17 protein-coding genes are annotated in these 17,576 nt (G+C 71.8%); 3 read left to right on the top strand and 14 right to left on the bottom strand.

Translation table 11 applies throughout. The annotated features are described in order from the left end of the window. Positions 1 to 49: 49 nt before the first annotated feature. Both CES90_RS16565 and CES90_RS16560 read left to right on the top strand, forming a co-directional pair. Positions 50 to 1,513 carry an MFS transporter gene (locus CES90_RS16565; protein ID WP_189783357.1) on the top strand — a complete coding sequence of 488 codons (1,464 nt, stop codon included), beginning with the start codon at positions 50 to 52 and terminating at the stop codon, positions 1,511 to 1,513. A 4-nt stretch (positions 1,514 to 1,517) separates the two neighbouring features. Then, positions 1,518 to 2,525, top strand: a complete 1,008-nt coding sequence (locus CES90_RS16560) for a phosphotransferase enzyme family protein (protein ID WP_189783356.1) — start codon at positions 1,518 to 1,520, stop codon at positions 2,523 to 2,525. 147 nt (positions 2,526 to 2,672) lie between these two features. Here the strand turns inward: CES90_RS16560 and CES90_RS16555 are convergent, their stop codons facing one another. From CES90_RS16555 to CES90_RS16490, 13 genes are all read right to left on the bottom strand, one after another. Beyond that, positions 2,673 to 3,845: a S8 family peptidase gene (locus CES90_RS16555; protein ID WP_189783355.1), complete on the bottom strand. Its 1,173-nt coding sequence runs from the start codon at positions 3,843 to 3,845 to the stop codon at positions 2,673 to 2,675. Next, a complete protein-coding gene (locus tag CES90_RS16550; RefSeq protein WP_229913854.1) occupies positions 3,842 to 4,840 on the bottom strand; it encodes a hypothetical protein in 999 nt (332 codons plus the stop codon). The genes CES90_RS16555 and CES90_RS16550 overlap by 4 nt, the downstream gene beginning before the upstream one ends. Before the next feature lie 269 nt (positions 4,841 to 5,109). Continuing rightward, positions 5,110 to 5,484 (bottom strand): hypothetical protein, encoded by a 375-nt coding sequence (locus CES90_RS16545; RefSeq protein WP_189783354.1) that lies wholly within the window; start codon positions 5,482 to 5,484, stop codon positions 5,110 to 5,112. A gap of 287 nt (positions 5,485 to 5,771) precedes the next feature. Continuing rightward, the gene (locus CES90_RS16540; protein ID WP_229913853.1) at positions 5,772 to 6,419 is read right to left on the bottom strand and encodes a response regulator transcription factor; all 648 of its coding nucleotides are present in this window, start codon (positions 6,417 to 6,419) and stop codon (positions 5,772 to 5,774) included. A gap of 613 nt (positions 6,420 to 7,032) precedes the next feature. Then, positions 7,033 to 7,971 (bottom strand): ABC transporter permease, encoded by a 939-nt coding sequence (locus CES90_RS16535; protein WP_189783353.1) that lies wholly within the window; start codon positions 7,969 to 7,971, stop codon positions 7,033 to 7,035. A 47-nt stretch (positions 7,972 to 8,018) separates the two neighbouring features. After that, positions 8,019 to 8,945, bottom strand: coding sequence for an ATP-binding cassette domain-containing protein (locus CES90_RS16530; RefSeq protein WP_229913852.1), 927 nt, complete (start codon positions 8,943 to 8,945; stop codon positions 8,019 to 8,021). Positions 8,946 to 8,991: 46 nt separating this feature from the next. Then, the gene (locus CES90_RS16525) at positions 8,992 to 9,414 is read right to left on the bottom strand and encodes a lasso peptide biosynthesis B2 protein (RefSeq protein ID WP_189783351.1); all 423 of its coding nucleotides are present in this window, start codon (positions 9,412 to 9,414) and stop codon (positions 8,992 to 8,994) included. Continuing rightward, positions 9,411 to 9,674 (bottom strand): lasso peptide biosynthesis PqqD family chaperone, encoded by a 264-nt coding sequence (locus CES90_RS16520; RefSeq protein ID WP_189783350.1) that lies wholly within the window; start codon positions 9,672 to 9,674, stop codon positions 9,411 to 9,413. The genes CES90_RS16525 and CES90_RS16520 overlap by 4 nt, the downstream gene beginning before the upstream one ends. Continuing rightward, on the bottom strand, positions 9,671 to 11,539 hold the full coding sequence (locus CES90_RS16515) for an asparagine synthase (protein ID WP_189783349.1): 1,869 nt from the start codon (positions 11,537 to 11,539) through the stop codon (positions 9,671 to 9,673). Before CES90_RS16515 ends, CES90_RS16520 begins: the two co-directional genes overlap by 4 nt. A gap of 166 nt (positions 11,540 to 11,705) precedes the next feature. Then, positions 11,706 to 11,840, bottom strand: a complete 135-nt coding sequence (locus tag CES90_RS16510) for a lasso RiPP family leader peptide-containing protein (protein ID WP_189783348.1) — start codon at positions 11,838 to 11,840, stop codon at positions 11,706 to 11,708. Between the two features lie 396 nt (positions 11,841 to 12,236). After that, positions 12,237 to 12,929, bottom strand: coding sequence for a hypothetical protein (locus CES90_RS16505; RefSeq protein ID WP_189783347.1), 693 nt, complete (start codon positions 12,927 to 12,929; stop codon positions 12,237 to 12,239). A 166-nt stretch (positions 12,930 to 13,095) separates the two neighbouring features. Further along, a complete protein-coding gene (locus tag CES90_RS49580; protein WP_229913851.1) occupies positions 13,096 to 14,574 on the bottom strand; it encodes an MFS transporter in 1,479 nt (492 codons plus the stop codon). 170 nt (positions 14,575 to 14,744) lie between these two features. Further along, positions 14,745 to 16,139: an MBL fold metallo-hydrolase gene (locus tag CES90_RS16490; protein WP_229913850.1), complete on the bottom strand. Its 1,395-nt coding sequence runs from the start codon at positions 16,137 to 16,139 to the stop codon at positions 14,745 to 14,747. 32 nt (positions 16,140 to 16,171) lie between these two features. Between CES90_RS16490 and CES90_RS16485 the strand changes: the two genes are divergently transcribed. Beyond that, positions 16,172 to 16,882 (top strand): ArsR/SmtB family transcription factor, encoded by a 711-nt coding sequence (locus tag CES90_RS16485; RefSeq protein WP_189783346.1) that lies wholly within the window; start codon positions 16,172 to 16,174, stop codon positions 16,880 to 16,882. Positions 16,883 to 16,924: 42 nt separating this feature from the next. Here the strand turns inward: CES90_RS16485 and CES90_RS49575 are convergent, their stop codons facing one another. Then, positions 16,925 to 17,452 carry a hypothetical protein gene (locus CES90_RS49575; protein ID WP_229913849.1) on the bottom strand — a complete coding sequence of 176 codons (528 nt, stop codon included), beginning with the start codon at positions 17,450 to 17,452 and terminating at the stop codon, positions 16,925 to 16,927. Positions 17,453 to 17,576: the final 124 nt, after the last annotated feature.

Genomic DNA, 17,576 nt, shown 5'->3' with positions numbered 1-17,576 from the left:
GAGTGCGAGTAAGCGAGTGCGAGCACGCGAGGGAAAGGGACCCGACGACATGTCCATTGCGGATACGGATACGGATACGGACACCGACACAGACACCGGTGCGCTCACTCCCCGCCTGAAACTGACCCTGGTGCTGCTCCTCGCGGCTCAGTTCATGCTGGCCGTGGACTTCTCCATCCTGAATGTGGCGCTACCGGTGATCGGCGACGGGTTGGGGTTCTCGTCGGCGGGTCTGCAGTGGATCGCCACGTCGTTCGCGCTGTGCGCGGCGGGGTGCACGCTGCTCTTCGGCCGGGTGGCCGACCTCTTCGGACGGCGGCGGCTGTTCCTCGGCGGACTGGTGGTGCTGGGGGCGGCCTCGTTGGTCGGGGGGCTCGCGCAGGACCCGGAGGTGCTGATCGTGGCCCGGGTCTTCCAGGGGCTCGCCACGGCCGCCGTCACGCCCGCCGGGCTGTCGCTGCTGACGACCTCCTTTCCCGAGGGGCCGCTGCGGGAGAAGGCGCTCGGTCTCAACGGGGCGCTGATGTCGGCCGGTTTCACCGCGGGGGCGATCCTCGGCGGCCTGCTCACCGAACTGCTCTCCTGGCGCTGGGCGTTCTTCGTCAACGTGCCCGTGGTCCTGGCCGTCCTCCTCATCGCCCCGACCGTCATCAGGGAGTCCCGGCCCGACGAACGCCCGAGGCTGGACGTGCCGGGTGCCGTCAGCGTCACGCTCGGTCTGCTGGCCGTCGTCCTCGGCCTGACCCGGGCGGGCGAACACGGCTGGGGCTCGGCGTCCGCGCTGCTGTGGCTCGCGGCGGGTGCCGTTCTGCTCCTCGTCTTCTACGGCGTCGAACGCCGGGTCTCCGAGCCTCTGGTGCCGGTCGGTGTGCTCGGGAAGCGGTCGGTCGCGTGGGGGAACGTGGCCGGGCTGATCGCCTTCCTGACGGAGACCTCCCTGGTCTTCCTCCTCACTCTCTACCTCCAGGAAGTCCTCGGCTTCTCGCCGCTGGCCGCTGGGCTGTCGTTCGGTGTGCTGGGGGTCGGTACGGTCGTCGGCGGCACGCTCGCGCCCCGGGTCATCGGCAGGGTGGGCAGCAGGCGGACGCTGATCGTCGGTGGTGTCGTTCAGACCGTCTTCACGGTCGCCCTGCTGGGGATGGGCGACGACCGCTCCTCGATGTGGCTGCTGCTGGCCGGCACCTTCGCGGGCGGCGTCGGCAACATGCTGGTCATCGTCGGTTTCATGGTCACCGCCACGTCCGGGCTCGACGACCACGAGCAGGGCCTGGCCACCGGGCTCGCCACCATGACCCAGCAGATCGGTATCACCATGGGCACGCCGATCATGAGCGCGGTCGCCACCGCCGCGGCCACCGGCGGCGGCGCCGCGGTCATGCTCGGCGGTCTCAAGGCCGCGATCGCCCTGAACGCCGCGCTCGTGCTCCTCGGCACCCTCACCAGTGCCCTGTTCCTGCGCGGTGCCGCGCCCCGGCAAGCTGGAGAACCTGTTGGTTCCACGGCGGAAAGGTGAGCGCATGCGGAGCAGGGCCGGTTTCATCGCGACCATGTACGGCCTCGGCGGCGAATGCGGAGTGGGGCCCGGCTCCCCGGCGTGGGACATGACGCCCGTCGCTCGGGGGGCGCTGGGGCAGATCTGGAAGTTGTCGTCGGGGAACGGCTTCTCGTGGGCGGTGAAGGAGCTTCTGTTCGGCTGTGACGAGGGGCAGGTGCAACGGGAGGCCGCGTTGCGGAACGCCGCGGAGGGGCTGGGGATTTCCGCGCCCCGGTTCCTGCCGGACCGCACCGGGGCGTACGTCTCGCGGCTGCCCTCCTCGATGGGCGGGTCGTACGTGAAGCTGTACGACTGGGTCGACGGGGTCGAGGCGGATCCGGCCGACCCGGAGATCCTGGCGTGGTGCGGCCGGACCCTGGCCCTGCTGCACCGGGCCGGGGAGGGAGCGAGCGGGGAGCCGAACGCCTGGTACGAGGAATGCCCGCGCCCTGCCGACTGGGCGGAGTTGTACGAGGCGGTGCGGCGGGCCGGTGTGCCGTGGGCGGACGAGCTGGGGCGGTTCATCACCACCTCGGCGGGGGAGCTGGCGGACCATGTCACCCCTTCCGGCGCCGGTGACGTGGTGGTGTCCCATCTCGACATGCGGCCGCAGAACGTCCTGGTCGGCCCGGCCGGGCCCGCCCTTCTCGACTGGGACAACGCCGGCCTCATATCGGCGGAACGCGAACTCGCCCGCGCCGTCCATGTATGGGCGGGTGGGAACGACTTCGACGCCGACTCCGCCCGGCGGCTGGTACGGGCCTATGTGGACGCCGGCGGGCCCGCGGTCGTCAAGGGGCTCGACTCCTTCTCGATGCTCTTCGCGACGGACCTGAATTACGTCCGCGTACAGGCCGGATGCGCGATCGACCCGAATGTGACCCCGGCCCAGCGCGAGTTCGCGAGCGACCAGGTCCTCACCGCCTTGCGGAGCCTGCCGGACCCGGCCGCCGCCGCACGACTGACGGAGGCGCTCGCCTCCGAGTGGTGACGGGCTCGGCGAGTTCCCCGCGCCGCTGAAAGCCACGGCCCTGCGGGCTGAGAAGCAGGGGGCGCAGCCCCTGCTTCTCAGGGGCGCGGGGAACTGTGCCACAAGCCCCCACTCACCCGCGGACGACAACGCATCCGAACCTGCCGCTCAGCCCTGCCCCGCCTGCTGTGCGCGGGCGCGGGTCCCGCGGCGGCGGGCCGCTCTGGCGCTCAGGAGGGCGCCGATGACCATGACGAGGCCTACGGCGGCCGCGGCGCCGCCGATGGCCACCAGTTCCGTGTCCAGAGGCGGGTGTTGGGTCTTCGGGGTGCCGTCGGGGGTGGCCAGGTGTTCCTTGCCCTTGTGGGCGATGGGCTCGGTGCGGTCGGCGGGGGGCTTCGCGGAGGATTCGACGGCGGCGGCCGCGTCGATCATGCCGTAGCCGTCCAGCGGGCTGGGACCGGAGGAGGCGTGGCGGGCCGTCCTCGTCAGGATGGAGCGGACCTGCGCGGAGGTCAGGTCGCCGTTCGCCGACTTCATCAGCGCCACGACACCCGCGCTGAGCGCCGTCGCGGGTGAGGTGCCGTTGATCGCCTCGTAGCCGCCGGTGTTCTTGGCGCTCATGATGGCCACGCCCGGCGCGGCCACCGAGTTGTAGGTCCGCACGGTGGAGAACTCGGCCCGGGTGCCGCTCTGCTGGAGCGCGGCGACGGCGATCACGCCCGGGTAACCCGCCGGGTACTGGGCGTCGTTGAACTCGTCACCGCTGTTGCCCGCCGAGGCGAGGACCGGAACGCCGGCCTGCGCGGCGCGGCCCAGGGCGTCGGCCTCGTCCTCGTCGTAGCTGTCGCCGAGGAGTTCGCCGCCGATCGACATGGAGATGACGTCGGCGCCGTGCTCGATCGCGTAGTCGATGCCCCGGGCGATCCTGCTGGTCCCCCTGTAGAAGCCGTCCTCGTCCTTGTCGCTGGTGATCCGGATCGAGAGGATCTCGGCCTTCGGGGCGACCTTGAGGACGTCCGAGGCCATCGCGGTGCCGTGGTCGCCCCACTTCGGGTCGCCCGGCTGGAGGCCGTCCTCGACGTAGTCGGGGCCCGTGGTGACCTTGCCGGCGAGGGCTGGGTGGCCGGCCTCGACACCGGAGTCCAGGACGGCGACGGTGACGCCCTCGCCCTGCGCCGCCCGATGGGCCTGGGCCAGGTTCAGCGCCGAGTACTCCCAGCTCTGCGGGACGGTCTCGGCCGCGCGGGGCGCGGCGGTCGCCGTACCCGACGCGGAGGCCGACGCGGTCAGGCCGATCAGGGACGCCGCCACGGCCACGGCGGTACGCCGCACGATCACGAGGTCTCCCTCAGCAGGTTCATCAGGTGCACTTCCATGTCGTCGCAGAGGGCCTTCGCGGCGCCCCGCCACGGGGCGCGGTCATCTCCCGCGGACCAGCTGTGGCTGCCCCACTCGCCGGGCAGTTCGCCCGCCTTCCGGCCGTCGACGGCGCCGGTGGACGCCACGAGGACGTACGGCATGCCGCCGAGTTCCATCCCCGCCCCGCCGTTGCTGCGCGCCCCACTCCACTTGGCCGCTACGGTGCCGGGCACGGCGTACGGCTTCGCGCCGACCTCGGGGTCGAGCTTGTCGGCGTCCTTCTCGAAGAACTCGGTCATCTGCGCGGACCCGCCCTCCGGCAGCACGATCACCGACACCGTCCCCACGGTGTTCCCCGTCGGGTCCACGTACGTGGCGCGCAGCACCGCCTCGCAGTCCAGGTCCCGCACGGCGGCCGCGGTGACCTTGTTGAGCCCGTCCTCGCACCCGGTGTCCTCGGATATGCCGAGCCGGTGCCAGGTGGCCCGCTTCGGGTCGTTCTCCGTGGCGCTGTTCACGGGCGCCAGCACCTCGGGGAAGAACGCGTCCGCCGGTTCGTTGCGCCACATCGTCGGCCCGTACTCCCCGCCGTTCGATATGACCTGGCTGTGATTCGAGTACGCGTGGCTGACCAGGAAGCCGCCGCCGAGCATGCCGAGGACGCCGAAGACACCGAGGACGGCAGCCAGGCAACCCAGGCCCGTGCCCGAGCTCTTGGGCGGCGGCAGCGGAACGCCGCCCGGTCGGGGCGGGGGTACCGGGTACTGGTGGGGATGCGGTGCCGCACCGGGGTATTGGGGCTGAGGTGCCGTACCGGGGTATTGGGGCTGAGGTGCCGTACCGGGGTACGGGGGCTGCGGTGCCACGCCCGGGTACTGCGATTGCGGCGCCATGCCCGGGTACTGCGGTTGCCCGGGGTACTGCCCCTGCCCGGAGGGCCAGGCGCCGCCCTGGGGCGGCGGGGGATAGGACATTGCCCCTGATCTCCCTCGTTCGTCGTCGATGTCTCATTTGCGGGCGCGACGCACGGAGAGAGGGAAGACGGCAGCGCAGAGCTGTACACGGTGATGCCGAATCGCCACATGCCCCCGCACATGCGAACGCCGATCATATAGAGCCACCGTGGCGAGTCGTCGCCGGGACCGTCAGTCGATACGAGGGGGGCGGGCGAACCCCCTTGCCCGAAGGGCGCGTTGGCCGGGTCTCGTACGGACGAGACCCGGCCGAATGCCTGTCAGGGACCCTACGGCTCGATGTTGAAGGTCTGAGTGAGCTTCGTTCCGGGCGGACGCTTGATGGTGAGGGACGTGCTGTACGAATCCTCTTCGCACTCGACGGTGGCGGTGGCCTTGACACCGTTCTTGGGGATGTTCTTGAAGGTGACCTTGTACTTTCCCTCGTCCTCTACGCGAGGTTTGCTGTCGACACCGACTTCGTCCTTCTTCGTCTCGATCGTCACCTGGAGCGGGGCCGTGTCGTCCTCGCAGTCCTCGACCGTGCCCTGGACCACGACCCTGGACTTCGTCGGGTCGGCTGCTGCTTGACTCGCTCCCGCAAGGGTGGCCACCCCGGTCAGAGGGAGCACGGCCGCGAGGGCGAGAATTACACGCTTGCGCATGGGCTTCTCCTGAGTGTGGGACGTCGCTTGATCGGCTGCGAAATGACGGATGAATAGCGCTTTCATGCAGCCATCACCGCCCCGCATGCCCGGAACAACGACCACTTTTCCGGCTGATGCGGCGGCAAGCTTTCCCTACAAAGGTCTGGCATCGGCCTGTTTCGGTCAAGGGGAATCATTGCCCACAACCGGAGGGGTAGGACTACCCACAGTGGACTGCGAAAGGACCACAGCGGACTGCGAAAGGACCACAGCGGACTGCGAAAGGAAAGGAATGCGGCAGGCCCCTATTCCGGCTGTTCCGCGTCCGTAAGCCCGGATTCGACGGCGAGCCGGGTGAGATCGGAACGGCGTCGGGAGCCCGTCTTCTCGCCGATCCGGTCGAGATGCGACTGGACGGTGTGCTTGCTGATTCTCAGCCGAGCGGCGATCTCGTGGTCCGTCGCGCCGTCGGCGACGAGGCGGAGGATCTCCTGCTCCCGGTCCGTGAAGCGCGGTGACGGTCCGAGCAGCTGTCCGGCGGGCGCGCACACATAGCTGCGGCCCGATCCCACGGCCCGGATCGCCGTCAGTACTTCCTCCCCCTCGGCCTGTCGGCTCAGGTAGCCGCTGGCACCCTCCCGGATCACCTGAACCGCGTCGACCCGTGGAGAGGACGACACGACGATGACGGCATGCCCCTGCCGCCGCAGCTTCGCCACGGCCGCGGCGAGCCGCGGGGCGGACTGCTGCAGATCCATCAGCACCACTTCCGCACCGCGCAGGCTGCCGTCCGCGGCCTCGATGGACGCTGCGGCGGCGACCAGGTGGAGGTCGGGGGCGGTACCGATCAGCTGGGAGACGCCGTGCCGGAAGAGGGGGCAGTCCCCGATGACCGCGATGCGCAGCACCGGCGACGGCCGCACGACCACCTCGGCCCGACCACTCATGGACATCTCCCGCCTCACCTCCTGGCCCTCAGCCTCGGCGGCACGGGAGACTCCAGCGCGTCGGACTAGCCCATCCGGGAGCGCCGGGTGGTCAGCCGCTGCCGAAGTCCTTGGTCCTGACGAGCGTCGGTCCGTCTTCGAGGGGCCGTCCCGCGTACCGCGCGGGATCCAGTAACAGGCGTCCTCGCGTCGCCGCCGCATGCGCTCGACGGTGAGTCACCGAGGCCGATCGCCTACCGGTCGAGCGTGACGGTACGGTCCGCGCTGAGCCCGCCCTCGCTGCCGAGCAGCCCCACCACCTGGCCGACGCGCCGATCGCCGCCGCGCGACTGGATCGCGGCGTCGTCGTGGCCGTCGCGTGGGCCTCGCCGACCGCGACGGCGAGGCCCACCTTCACCTTCCCGTGGCCCCGGAGCGCGCCTCGCCCCGGCCGGGGCCCTTGCCGTCGCCGTGGACGATGGCGGCCCGTTCGTCGCCCGGCCCCTTGCCGAAGATGTCCTGCCTGCTGTCGCCGTCGAAGCCCCTGGTGGCGACGGGGGCGCGCCGTTCGTGATGCCGGACACGGACTTGGCGACCGGCCGTCGCCGTCGAAGTCGCTGAGGGGACGGGCGAGCCGTTTTCAGTCGATGCGGGAGAAGCGGCGGCCGGCCAGAGTCAGCAGAAGCAGGGACGGTACGACGACGAGGGCGAGCTCCAGGAGGACCGGCGGGGCCCAGCCCCACCACTCCGGGCCGGCGTGGAACCAGGACGGGGTGGCGGCGCCGCCCGGTTCCGGGTCCGGCATGGTGCGGCGCAGGGCGTCGACGCCGTAGCTCAGCGGGTTGGCCCGTACCACCATGCCCAGCCATGACGGCAGCCCGCCTACGGGGAACAGCGCGCCGGACAGCAGCACGGCCGGTGCCATCGCCAGCCCGGACACGATCTGGAAGGTCTCCGGGCGCCGGATGCACACCGCCGCCGAGACACCCAGCGCGGTGAGTGCGAAGGCGAGCAGGGTGATCTCGCCCAGGAGCAGGAGCAGCCGGGGGTGATAGGGCACGCCCATGGGCCCGGCGAGGGCCAGGACGGGAAGCGCGTACAGGGCCCCGGTGGTGGCGCCGCCCAGGCAGATGCCCGCGAGGATCGCGGCGCGCCGTACCGGGGCGACCAGCATCTGCCGCAGGAACCCGGACTGCCGGTCCCACATGATCACCGTGCCCACGGCCACGGCCGGGCCCTGCACCACCATCAGCAGCGTGCCGGGGAACAGGAACGCCTGGTAGAGGCCGAGAGCGCCGCCGGCCGAACCGATCCCGTTCCCGAGCACGAACAGGAACAGCAGCGGCGCCGCGAGCCCCATCACCAGCCGGGCACGGTTGCGCAGGAACCGCACCATCTCCCGCCGCCACAGGATCCGCACGGTCCGCAGATCCTGCGCGAACCGGGCGAACGGGCCGTCACGGAACCCGGCTTCATCGATGACGGCCCCGGTGGCCGTCGCACTCGTATCGATCGTGGACTCGATCGTGGACTCGATCGTGGACTCGGACGTGGACTCGGACGTGGTCGCCGACGACAAAGGAATGCCTCCTCCGGAGGGACGGGACTTTCGCGTCAGCGACGCGTCTAGCGGATCGTGCGGCCCGTGTGGTGCAGGAACACGTCGTCGAGGGTGGGCGGGGCGACGGTCACGGAGTGGATGGGGACGGTGAGTTCGGCGCACAGCCGGGGGACCAGGGCGGCCCCGTCGGGCGCGCGCAGCCGTACGCCGCCGGGCCCGGTCACCGTCGCGACGCCGAACAGCCGGCGTACGGCCTCGGCGACCCGCTCGTCGTCGTCGGTGCGCAGGGTGACGAGGTCGGCGCCGATGACCGCCTTCAGCTCCCCGGGCGAGCCCTCCGCGACCAGTTCGCCGTCGTCGATGATGGCGATGCGGTCGCAGTGCTCGGCCTCCTCCAGATGATGCGTGGTCAGGAACACGGTGATGCCGTGCTCCCGGCACAGCAGCCGCAGATGCTCCCGGACGGCGGCCCGGGTCTGCGGGTCGAGCCCGGTGGTGGGCTCGTCGAGGAAGAGCACCCGGGGACCGTGCACCAGCGCCCGGGCTATCTCCAGTCGGCGGCGGGTGCCACCGGAGAGGGTGCGTACGACGTGGCCGGCCCGGTCGGCGAGGCCCATCAGGTCGAGCAGCGCGGTACTGGCGGCGCGGGCCGCCGGGCCGGGCAGCCCGTACAACTCGGCCTGCATGCGCATGCTCTCCATGGCCGTCAGGTCCTGGTCGAGGGTCTGTTCCTGGAAGACGACGCCGATCCGGCGCCGTACCCGCCCGGCCTCGCGGGCCACATGCGCCCCGGCCACCCACGCGTGGCCCAGCGTCGGCCGCAACAGGGTGCACAGGATGCCGATGGTGGTGGTCTTGCCCGCCCCGTTGGGGCCGAGGAAGCCGAAGACCTGGCCGGCCGGGACGGTGAGGTCGAGTCCGACCAGGGCCTCGCGGGTCCCGTAGAGCTTGCTGAGTTCCTCGGTGCGTACGGCGATGTCGGCGCCCGGCACGATGGCTCCCCCTCTGTTATGAGTCTGCATAAGTCCTTATGAGTCCTTATGGGTGCTTCCGTGGCGCGACGGTGATGAGCGGCGGGATACCCGGGGTGAGCGGCAGGTCCTCCACCGGTTGGCCCTCCGCCTCCACCCACGCGTGGGCGACCATCGGGACCGTACGCATGCCCGTACGCCAGGTCGGCCAGCTGCCGCGGACGCGGCACAGCAGCACGGTGGCGATGGAGCGCGGCAGACAGCCCTGCCCGGCGCAGCGCACACTCACCGCGACCACCTCACCGCGCGCCCGCGCGGCCTCGGCGTACGTCGCGGGGCGGGCGCCGCGCGAACAGGCGGTCAGGATCTGCCGGATGCGCAGTGGGGAGAGCCGGCCGATCAGGTGCGCGGCGCCCACCGCGAGGAGCGGCAGCGGGCGTCGGCGCAGAGGCAGCCGGGGCCGGGTCCGGAAGACGCTGGGGACGCTCACGCGACCACCAGCCCGATGCCGGCCAACTCGGCGGTGAGCGCGTCGACATCGGCGGCCGCCCGCTCCTCGGAGACCTCGTACCGCTCGACCAGGACCCTCGCCACCTCGTCCGGCGAGGAGCCGTCGAGCAGGGCGCGCAGGATCAGGGCGGCGCTCGGATTCAGCTTGAAGTAGCGGCCCTTGCGCTCGTCGAGGAGGACCATGCCGTCCGCGACGTCGGAGGCGGAGACGTGCCGCCGCAACTTGGTGGTCCCGTTCATGCCGCCGCCTCGCTTCCCAGGGCGGTGGTGGACGCGGCCGGTCCGGTGTGGGCGCGCAGCCAGGTCTCGACGGCCAGGGTCGCCTCCAGCGTGACCGGCGACAGCCGGGGCGGGAACATGCTCAGACAGGCCCGGCGCAGGGCGTCGGCGTCGACGAGGCCGAGCGTGCCGAGGAGCGGCTGGTCGAGCAGCTCCGCCAGCTGGGCGCGGTGGGCGCGCAGACCGCTCTGCATCTCGGCGCTGTACTCGCCCTTGGTGCTGCGGGTGAGCAGCTCGGCGGGCATCGCGTCCCGCATCGCCCTCACCAGCAGCGGCTTGTACGCGAAGGGGGTGGTGCGCTCGTGCAGCTGTACGGACAGGGCCGCCTCCAGTACGCGGTCGTCGTAGAAGGGGTAGTGCGTGGCCAGACCCGCCCGGCTGGTGACGCGGGTGAGCTGACGGGCCAGCCGGGTGCCGTTCCGCACGGACCACAGGACCTCGTGCCGGCCGCGGTCGCCGGCGAGGGGCTCGGCTTCGAGGGCGGTCTGCCAGAGCAGTTCCCGTACGGTGCCCGCCGCGTCCCGGCTTGCCCAGGGCGGCAGTTGGGGCCGCAGCATCTGCCAGCCCAGGGCGGGGGAACCGTCCAGGGCCAGTACGGGGGAGAGGTTCTGGGTGGTGTCGGCGAGCCAGCGCCCGTACGAGCGGTTGTCGGCCAGCGCCCGCAACGTCGGCAGCAGGCGCCAGCGCTGGGTGGAGACCGTGGCGCGCAGGTGGGTGACGGCGGTGCGGGGCCGGGTGCGGAGCGTGGTGTGCAGGTACGGCGTGCGCGCGGACAGGATCTGGTCCGCGCCCTCCCCGGACAGATGCAGCCGAGAGCCCCGGTCCGCCAGGCGGCGCGCGGTCTCGGCGAACGCGGCGTGGACGCGGCCCCCGAGGGCCGGTTCGTCGACACCCTCGCCCGCGCGCAGCACCCCGGTGTAGTGCGCCGGCAGGTCGGCCGTCGGCAGCACCAGATGCTCGGCGTCCGGCAGCCGGCCCGCGGCCCGCCGGGCCCAGGAGAGGTCGTCGTTGGCGGGGTCGGAGCCGGTGAGGGTGAGGGCGAGCAGCCGGGCGGGCCCCCGCGCGGCCAGGAAGCACAGCGAGGTGGAGTCCAGCCCGCCGGACAGGTCCGAGCTGATCAGCCCGCCGTCGGCGGTGCGTACGGCGACCGCGTCCGCGAGCGCCCCGGCCAGCCGCTCCGCGCCCTCGGCGAGGGGGAGGTCGGACTCGGGTGCGTGCCACCAGCGCCGCGTACGGGCGTGGCCGTCGGGGTCGGTCAGCAGTGCCGTACCGGCCGGGACCGCCGCCACGCCCCGCCACAGGGGGCGTTCGTCGAGGGGGTGCGGGATCAGCGGGTCCATGAGGCGGAGGGCCACCAGGCGTTCGTCGATGCCCGCGTCGAGGGCGGCGGCCAGGACGTCCGAGCGGTCACAGGCGACCATGACACCGGCCACCCGGGCGGAGAACAGCCGCCGCAGCCCCGAGGCCGTCCCCTGGGACCGCAGCCGGCCCGCCTCGGACGCGAGCAGATGGCAGCTGCCGGTCGGGCCGTTCGCGGCGATCCGGTCGAGCGAGCCGAGCGCGTCGCCTTCCCGGACGAGTGCGGCGAGGCGGGCTCCGGTCAGCGGGGTGAGGCCCACGGCCGCCACCCGGGCGTCGCCGACCGTCGCGACGACGACCTCGCCGTCGGCCCAGTGTCCGACGAGCCACGGCCGCCCCGAGGCGTGCTCCACGATCCGCGCCGCCTCCGCGCCCAGGACCGAGGCGGCCGCCCGCGCCGCCTCGCAGTCCGGGAGAACCGCGAACCAGCCGCTGCCCGCCGCCGTGCTTTCCGGCATCACGCTCATGACCCCCTGGTGTTTTCCCGGCCTTCCCGGCCTCGAAAAGGTGTATTCGGTGAACGAATTCCAGTCGCGGCCGGGATTTCACGCGCTCGTCCCGAAAAGGGCGGGCGCCGACCCGGCCGCGACCCGTCACGTGCGACTCACGCTCGACGCGAGGTGACGATCCGGCTCAGCAGATGTTGTGCTGGGCGGGCATCTCGAAGAAGTCGAACCCACAACCGGTGGTCAGCTCCGAGAACTCGGCGACCTCGGCCACCGCCGGCGGCTCGTACACCGGCTTCTGGTCCGTCTGGGCCTGCTCCATCGCGTGTTTCCTTCCGGGTAGACGGAAATTCCGGATACATGCTGCGATGCCGGACGTACGGCTCACAAGGGGCGGTTTTCGCCGCGACGGAAAGGCGAATATCGAGCAGGAATTCGAGTTTGCGGTGCCGTTTTATCCGTATGGGCGGGTCGGGTCGGTCGGCGTTCGCGCGGGCGATGATGGGGCTGCGGATCCGTCGGCGTCCAGCGAGGTCCGCTCAAACCCTCCCTCCTGGTGATTCGCCGTCGCTTTCCCGGGCCCTTTCCCCGGTAATCCGACAATGGCCGAAACCGTCAAGCAGGCGGTCCGCATACGAAAACGGCCCGCCGCGGACTGTGCCGGGCGAGCCGTTTCCTGTGGTGAGGGCGAGGGGGGTTGAGCCGGGTGGGCCGGGTGTCAGTCGTCGATGTTGCCGAGGAAGGCCCGGAAGGTGGCCTTGTTGCCGTGAATGTCCTGCTTCTTGACAACGGCCTTGCCGAAGGACTTCACCTGCGGGGTGGCGACCCACCTGGTCTGGGCGAGCTTGCCCTTGATGCTGACGCGCGGGTTGTTCTTGATGGCGATGGCCGCGTTGACGTTGGTGACCTTGGCGGAGCCGACGGTCTTCCGCGGGCCGTCGCCGGCGGTCGCGTAGCTGAAGGTGAGGGTCTCGCTGGTGACCGGGATCTTGAAGATCTCCTCGGTCACGGTGAAGCGGACGGTGGTGGTGCGGTACTTGTCCTTGGCGACGGTGGAGCTGACCTTCGTGACGAACCGGACTTCCTTGTTGTGCGGGTCGGTGATGCTGACCGGCTTGCCGATGGGACCCCTCGCCTGGCTGAGCAGCGCCCGGTAGATCCTGCGGTCCTGAAGGTCCTTGACGAAGACGGCCTTCTGCCCCTTGTTCAGCTTCAGGAACTTCTTGAGCGCCAGCTTCGCCTCGGGAGACTTCTGCGTCTGGAGGTACTTGGTGTACCCGGCGACGGTCAGCTTCGCGGCCGGCTTGGCCGGGCCCTGCTCCACGGCGTGAGCCGCGGGCGCGAGCACCGCGAGACCGGCGACGGTGGCGACCGCGGCCGACGTGAGACGGCCGGTGGTGGACATGAGCATGTGGAACTCCCCGTTGACGCGTGCGTGTGCGATTGCCTGCGCCAACGACCTTACGAACGCCCGGCCTTGGCCGAAATTGTCTCTCCAGCCACTGCCCGGAAGGACACTGCCCGATCGGCCGACGGCGGTCTGGTGCGGGCGGGCTGAACCTCCAACAGCGTCCTGCTCACCGCACCGGCCGTTCCGTCATCCACCGCGCCGCGAGGAGGCCCGACGCGGTGGTCAGTGCGGCGGCGGCGATGACGGTGGCGTTCAGGCCGAGGGTGTCGGCGAGGACGCCGGCGGTCAGGGCGCCGGCGGCGTAGCCGAGGTCGCGCCAGAAGCGGTACGTGCCGAGTGCGTTCGCGCGCCAGGCGGGGTGGGCGTGGTCGGAGACGGAGGCGATCAGGGCCGGGTAGACCATGGCCGTGCCGATGCCGAGGAACACGGCGGAGAGGACCCCCGCGAGCAGTGGGCGGTCGAGCAGGGCCGGGGCGAGGACGAGACCGGCGGCCTGGACGAGCATGCCGTGGACGACGAGGGGTTTGCGGCCGACGCGGTCCGCGAGGTGCCCGGTGGGGATCTGGCCGAGGCCCCACAGAATCGGGTAGAGGCCCTTGATCAGGCCGACGGCGGCGAGACCGAGGCCGTGGTCGGTGAAGAGGAGCGGGAAGACGCCCCAGGTCAGGCCGTCGTTGAGGTTGTTGACCAGGCCGGCCTGGCAGGCGCCGCGCAGGGAACGGTCGCGCCACGACGTACGGGCGAAGGTGGCGGCCGGGCCAGGGCCCTTCTGATGGATCTCCGTGGGCGAAGGAGCGGCGTCCGGTGCGTGCTCTCGGCGTGCCGGGCGGAAGGCCCCGTAGATGGACTGGATGTACTTGGGCTTGTGCCCGGTGCGGTGGTGGGGGCCCTCCCGCTCATGGGGGCCCCTCCCGCTCGAGCGAAGCCGGGAGTGGGGGAGAAGCCGGGAGCGGGGGAACGTGCCGGGCGTCGCGACGCCACGCAGATCCATCAGAAGGGCCCTGGGGCCCTCGCCGGCGGGCGACGGCTCGGTGTGCCGGGCGAGTTCGAGGGCGACATGGGCGGCGGTGTCGCGGACGACGAGGGAGAGGGCGAGTCCGGCGGTGACGAAGACGACGCCGATGAGCTCGGGGGCGGGACGCAGACCGTACGCGGTGGCGAGGTAGCCGGTGAGGAGGGCGGTGGCGCCGACCGCCGTGTAACCGGCGGCTTCGTTGAGGCCGGTGGCCAGGCCCCGGCGGGCCGGGCCGACCAGGTCGATCTTCATGTTGACCGTCATCGACCAGGTCAGGCCCTGGTTGAGGCCGAGCAGGACGTTCGCGGCGATGATCCAGCCCCACGACGGCGCCCACGCGAGGGCGAAGGGGACGGGGACGCCGACCAGCCACCCGGCGACGAGGAGCCGCTTGCGGCGGAAGCGGGCGGTCAGGGCGCCGGCGGCGAGGTTGGTCAGCGCCTTGGTGACCCCGAAGGCGATGATGAAGGAGAAGACGGCCAGGTCGCTGGTCAGACCGAAGACGTCGGTGCCGATGAGCGGGACGGTGGTGCGTTCCAGGCCGACCAGGCCACCGACGCAGACGTTGACGACGACGAGCAGGGTGAACTGCGCCCGGTTCTCCCGCAGGCCCAGACGAACAGGCCTCACCCGGCGGTGTCCTGCGCCGGCCTTCACCTGCCCGTCGCCTGCACCAGCCCTCACCTGCCCGTCGCCTGCACCAGCCCTCACCTGCCCGTCGCCTGCACCAGCCCTCACCTGCCCGTCCCCTGCACCAGCCCTCACCTGCCGACGCCCGGGACCATCCCCAGGACCATCCCTCACCTGCCGGTGCCCTCGACGAGTCGTCGCCCGGTGGCCGCCGCGTAGTCGTCCGGTCCACCGCGGAGGACGGCGAGGTCGGTGCGGCCCGCGCGTTCGAGAAGGCTGGCGGCGGTCATGGCCCGCTCACCGTGGCCGCACGCCACGACGGGCCCGTCCGGGGCGTCGGCGGCACGGTCGGCGAGCCCACCGAGCTCGATGTGCACCGCGCCCGGAACGTGCCCTGCGGCGAACTCCGCCTCCTGCCGTACGTCGACGTACGGCCGTTGCCCGGCACGCTCGGCGGTGACGAACGCGGTCGTGGCCTGCCGGTTGCCGTCGGCCGGCCAGGCGGCCATGCCACCACGGAGACGCCCGGCGAGGCGCTCGTACCCGATCTTGTACGCCTGCCAGACGATCTCGCTGAGGTCCTGGCCCTCGCCCGTGATGAAGACGAGGGGCGCGGTGTCGGGCAGCAGCCAGCCCAGCCAGGTGGCGAACTGGTCGCGCAACGGGACGGAGAGCGCGCCCGGGATGTGTCCGGCCGCGTACTCGGCGGCCGGTCGGACGTCGACGACGTAACCGCCCTCGGCGAGGAGGGACTTGACCTGCGCGGGGGTCAGGCCGGGCAGCAGCGGTGCGGCGGACAGGACGGCGGGGCCGCGCCGGTTGGCCTCGGCGAGCCGGTCGAAGTAGTCCGGGTAACTGCCGAGGCCGGCCAGCAGGCGCCGTACGAAGGTGTCCTCGTCCGGGGCGGCCAGCAGGGGGTTGGTCCGTTTCTGCGCGCCGACGGTGGAGGTACGCTCCGCGCCCTCCGCAGCCGAGCAGAAGGAACCGGCACCGTGGGTGGGCCACACCGCGGTCGCGTCCGGCAGCGCTGCCAGCCGCCGCAGCGAGCGGTACTGGGCGCGGGCGAGTTCCTCGGCGCGTTCGGCGCCGAGGAGGTCGGTGCGGGCGGCCGAGTTCACGATGAGCGAGCCGCCGGTGAAGACGCCGAGTGCGTGGTCGCCGTCCAGGAGCAGGAAGGACAGGTGCTCGTCCGTATGGCCGGGGGTGGCCAGGGCCCGCAGGGTCAGGCCGCCGAGGTCCGTCTCGTCGCCGTCCGCCAGCGGTACGTGGGGGAAGGCCCGCCGTCCGGCGGCGGAGGCCAGCACCTGCGCACCGTCGTCATGGGCGAGCTGGACCGCGCCGGAGAGGAAGTCCGCGTGCAGATGGGTGTCCGCCGCGTACGCCACGGTCAGCCCGCGCCGCTCGGCGGCCGCGCGCAGGGCACGCAGGTCACGGCACGCGTCCACGGCCAGGGCGCGGCCGTCACCGAGGTCGACGAGGTAGGCGCTGTTGCCCAGCCCGGCGTCGACCAGGGGGATCAGATGGTCGTCGGCGAAACGCATGGGGTCCTCCAAGGCCGGGGTCATCTACACTATTCCATGGATCTATGGAGGATGGCATGACGGGAAACGGCACAGCCGGTACGACAGGTTCAACAGCGGGTACGAAGGCGCGGCTGTACGACGCGTTCGCGACCAGCGGCAAGGCGCTGGCCAGCGGAAAGCGGCTGGAACTGCTCGACCTGCTGGCCCAGGGCGAGCGCACGGTCGACGCCCTGGCCAAGGCGGCCGGGCTGAACCTGACGACGGCGTCGGCGCATCTCCAGACCCTGAAACAGGCCGGTTTCGTCGCCACCCGCCGCGAGGGCGTACGCATCCACTACCGGCTGGCCGGCGACGACGTGGCCCAGCTGTTCGCGCTCCTCCGCAAGGTCGCCGAGGCGCACCAGGCCGCCGTACCGGCCGCCCGCGACGCCTACCTCGGCGACGACGGCGCGACCGAGGTCACCCACGAGGAACTGCGCGCCCGCGTCGCGGCGGGCGACGTGGTCGTACTGGACGTACGCCCGGCGGAGGAGTACCGGGCCGGGCACATCCCGGGCGCGCTCTGCGTCCCCATCGGTGAACTGGCCGACCGCATCGGTGAGTTGCCGGAGGAGACGGAGATCGTCGTGTACTGCCGGGGCGAGTACTGTGTGCTCGCCTACGACGCCGTACGCCTACTGACGGCCCGCGGCCGCCGCGCGATCCGTCTCAACGACGGCATGCTGGAGTGGCGCCTGGCCGACCTGCCCGTCGAGGCGGTCCGGCCGACGTCCTCCGGCTCCTGAGCCGACAGCTACGCAGCCCTGCCCCAAGGGCCGAGCCGTACGTCACCCGGCGGGTTCGATACGGAGGACGGCGGCGGTGTCGCGGATCTCGACGACCTTCAGGCTCATGGCGTCGTTGATGGTCGCGGCGGGTCCCTCGTCGCATCGCAGACTGACACCGCCGCCACCCTCCGACGACACGCCGCCGCCACCGGAACAGCGCGAAACGCTGTAGCCCGACCCCGTCAGCGGCGCGACCATCTCGACCCCGTCGCCGCTGATCGCCGTCACCTCGATCGGCCCGAGGCCGTACGTTTCCGGCACGGTCACGACGTCCCCCACGGCCACCTCGATCTCGCACGTCCCGTCGGCGCACGGCCCGGTCGGCGAGGACGACGGCGTGGCTGTCTGCGTGGGAGTCGGCGTGGGGTCGGACGCCGGTGACCCGGAGCCGGACACACTGGGCCGGTCCTCGGCGAGGGACCCGTCCGAAGAATCCGCGGAACACGACGTGAGAGCGGCGAACACGACAGCGACGACAACGGCGACAACAGCGACGACAGCGGTGGATGACGTTCTGCTGCGCATCATGGGCACCATGGAACCCGGCCCCGCCCGGGACCCCTCCCCGCCGCCGCCCGGTGGGCACAGCGATGAGTTTCGGAAGCGTGCCGGGTCTATGGGTGCGAGGGTCGCCGAACCCACCGCACTCAAG

It is taken from the genome of Streptomyces capitiformicae, assembly GCF_002214185.1.
Classification (GTDB): domain Bacteria; phylum Actinomycetota; class Actinomycetes; order Streptomycetales; family Streptomycetaceae; genus Streptomyces; species Streptomyces capitiformicae.
This window is presented reverse-complemented; position numbering and strand designations above follow the sequence as displayed.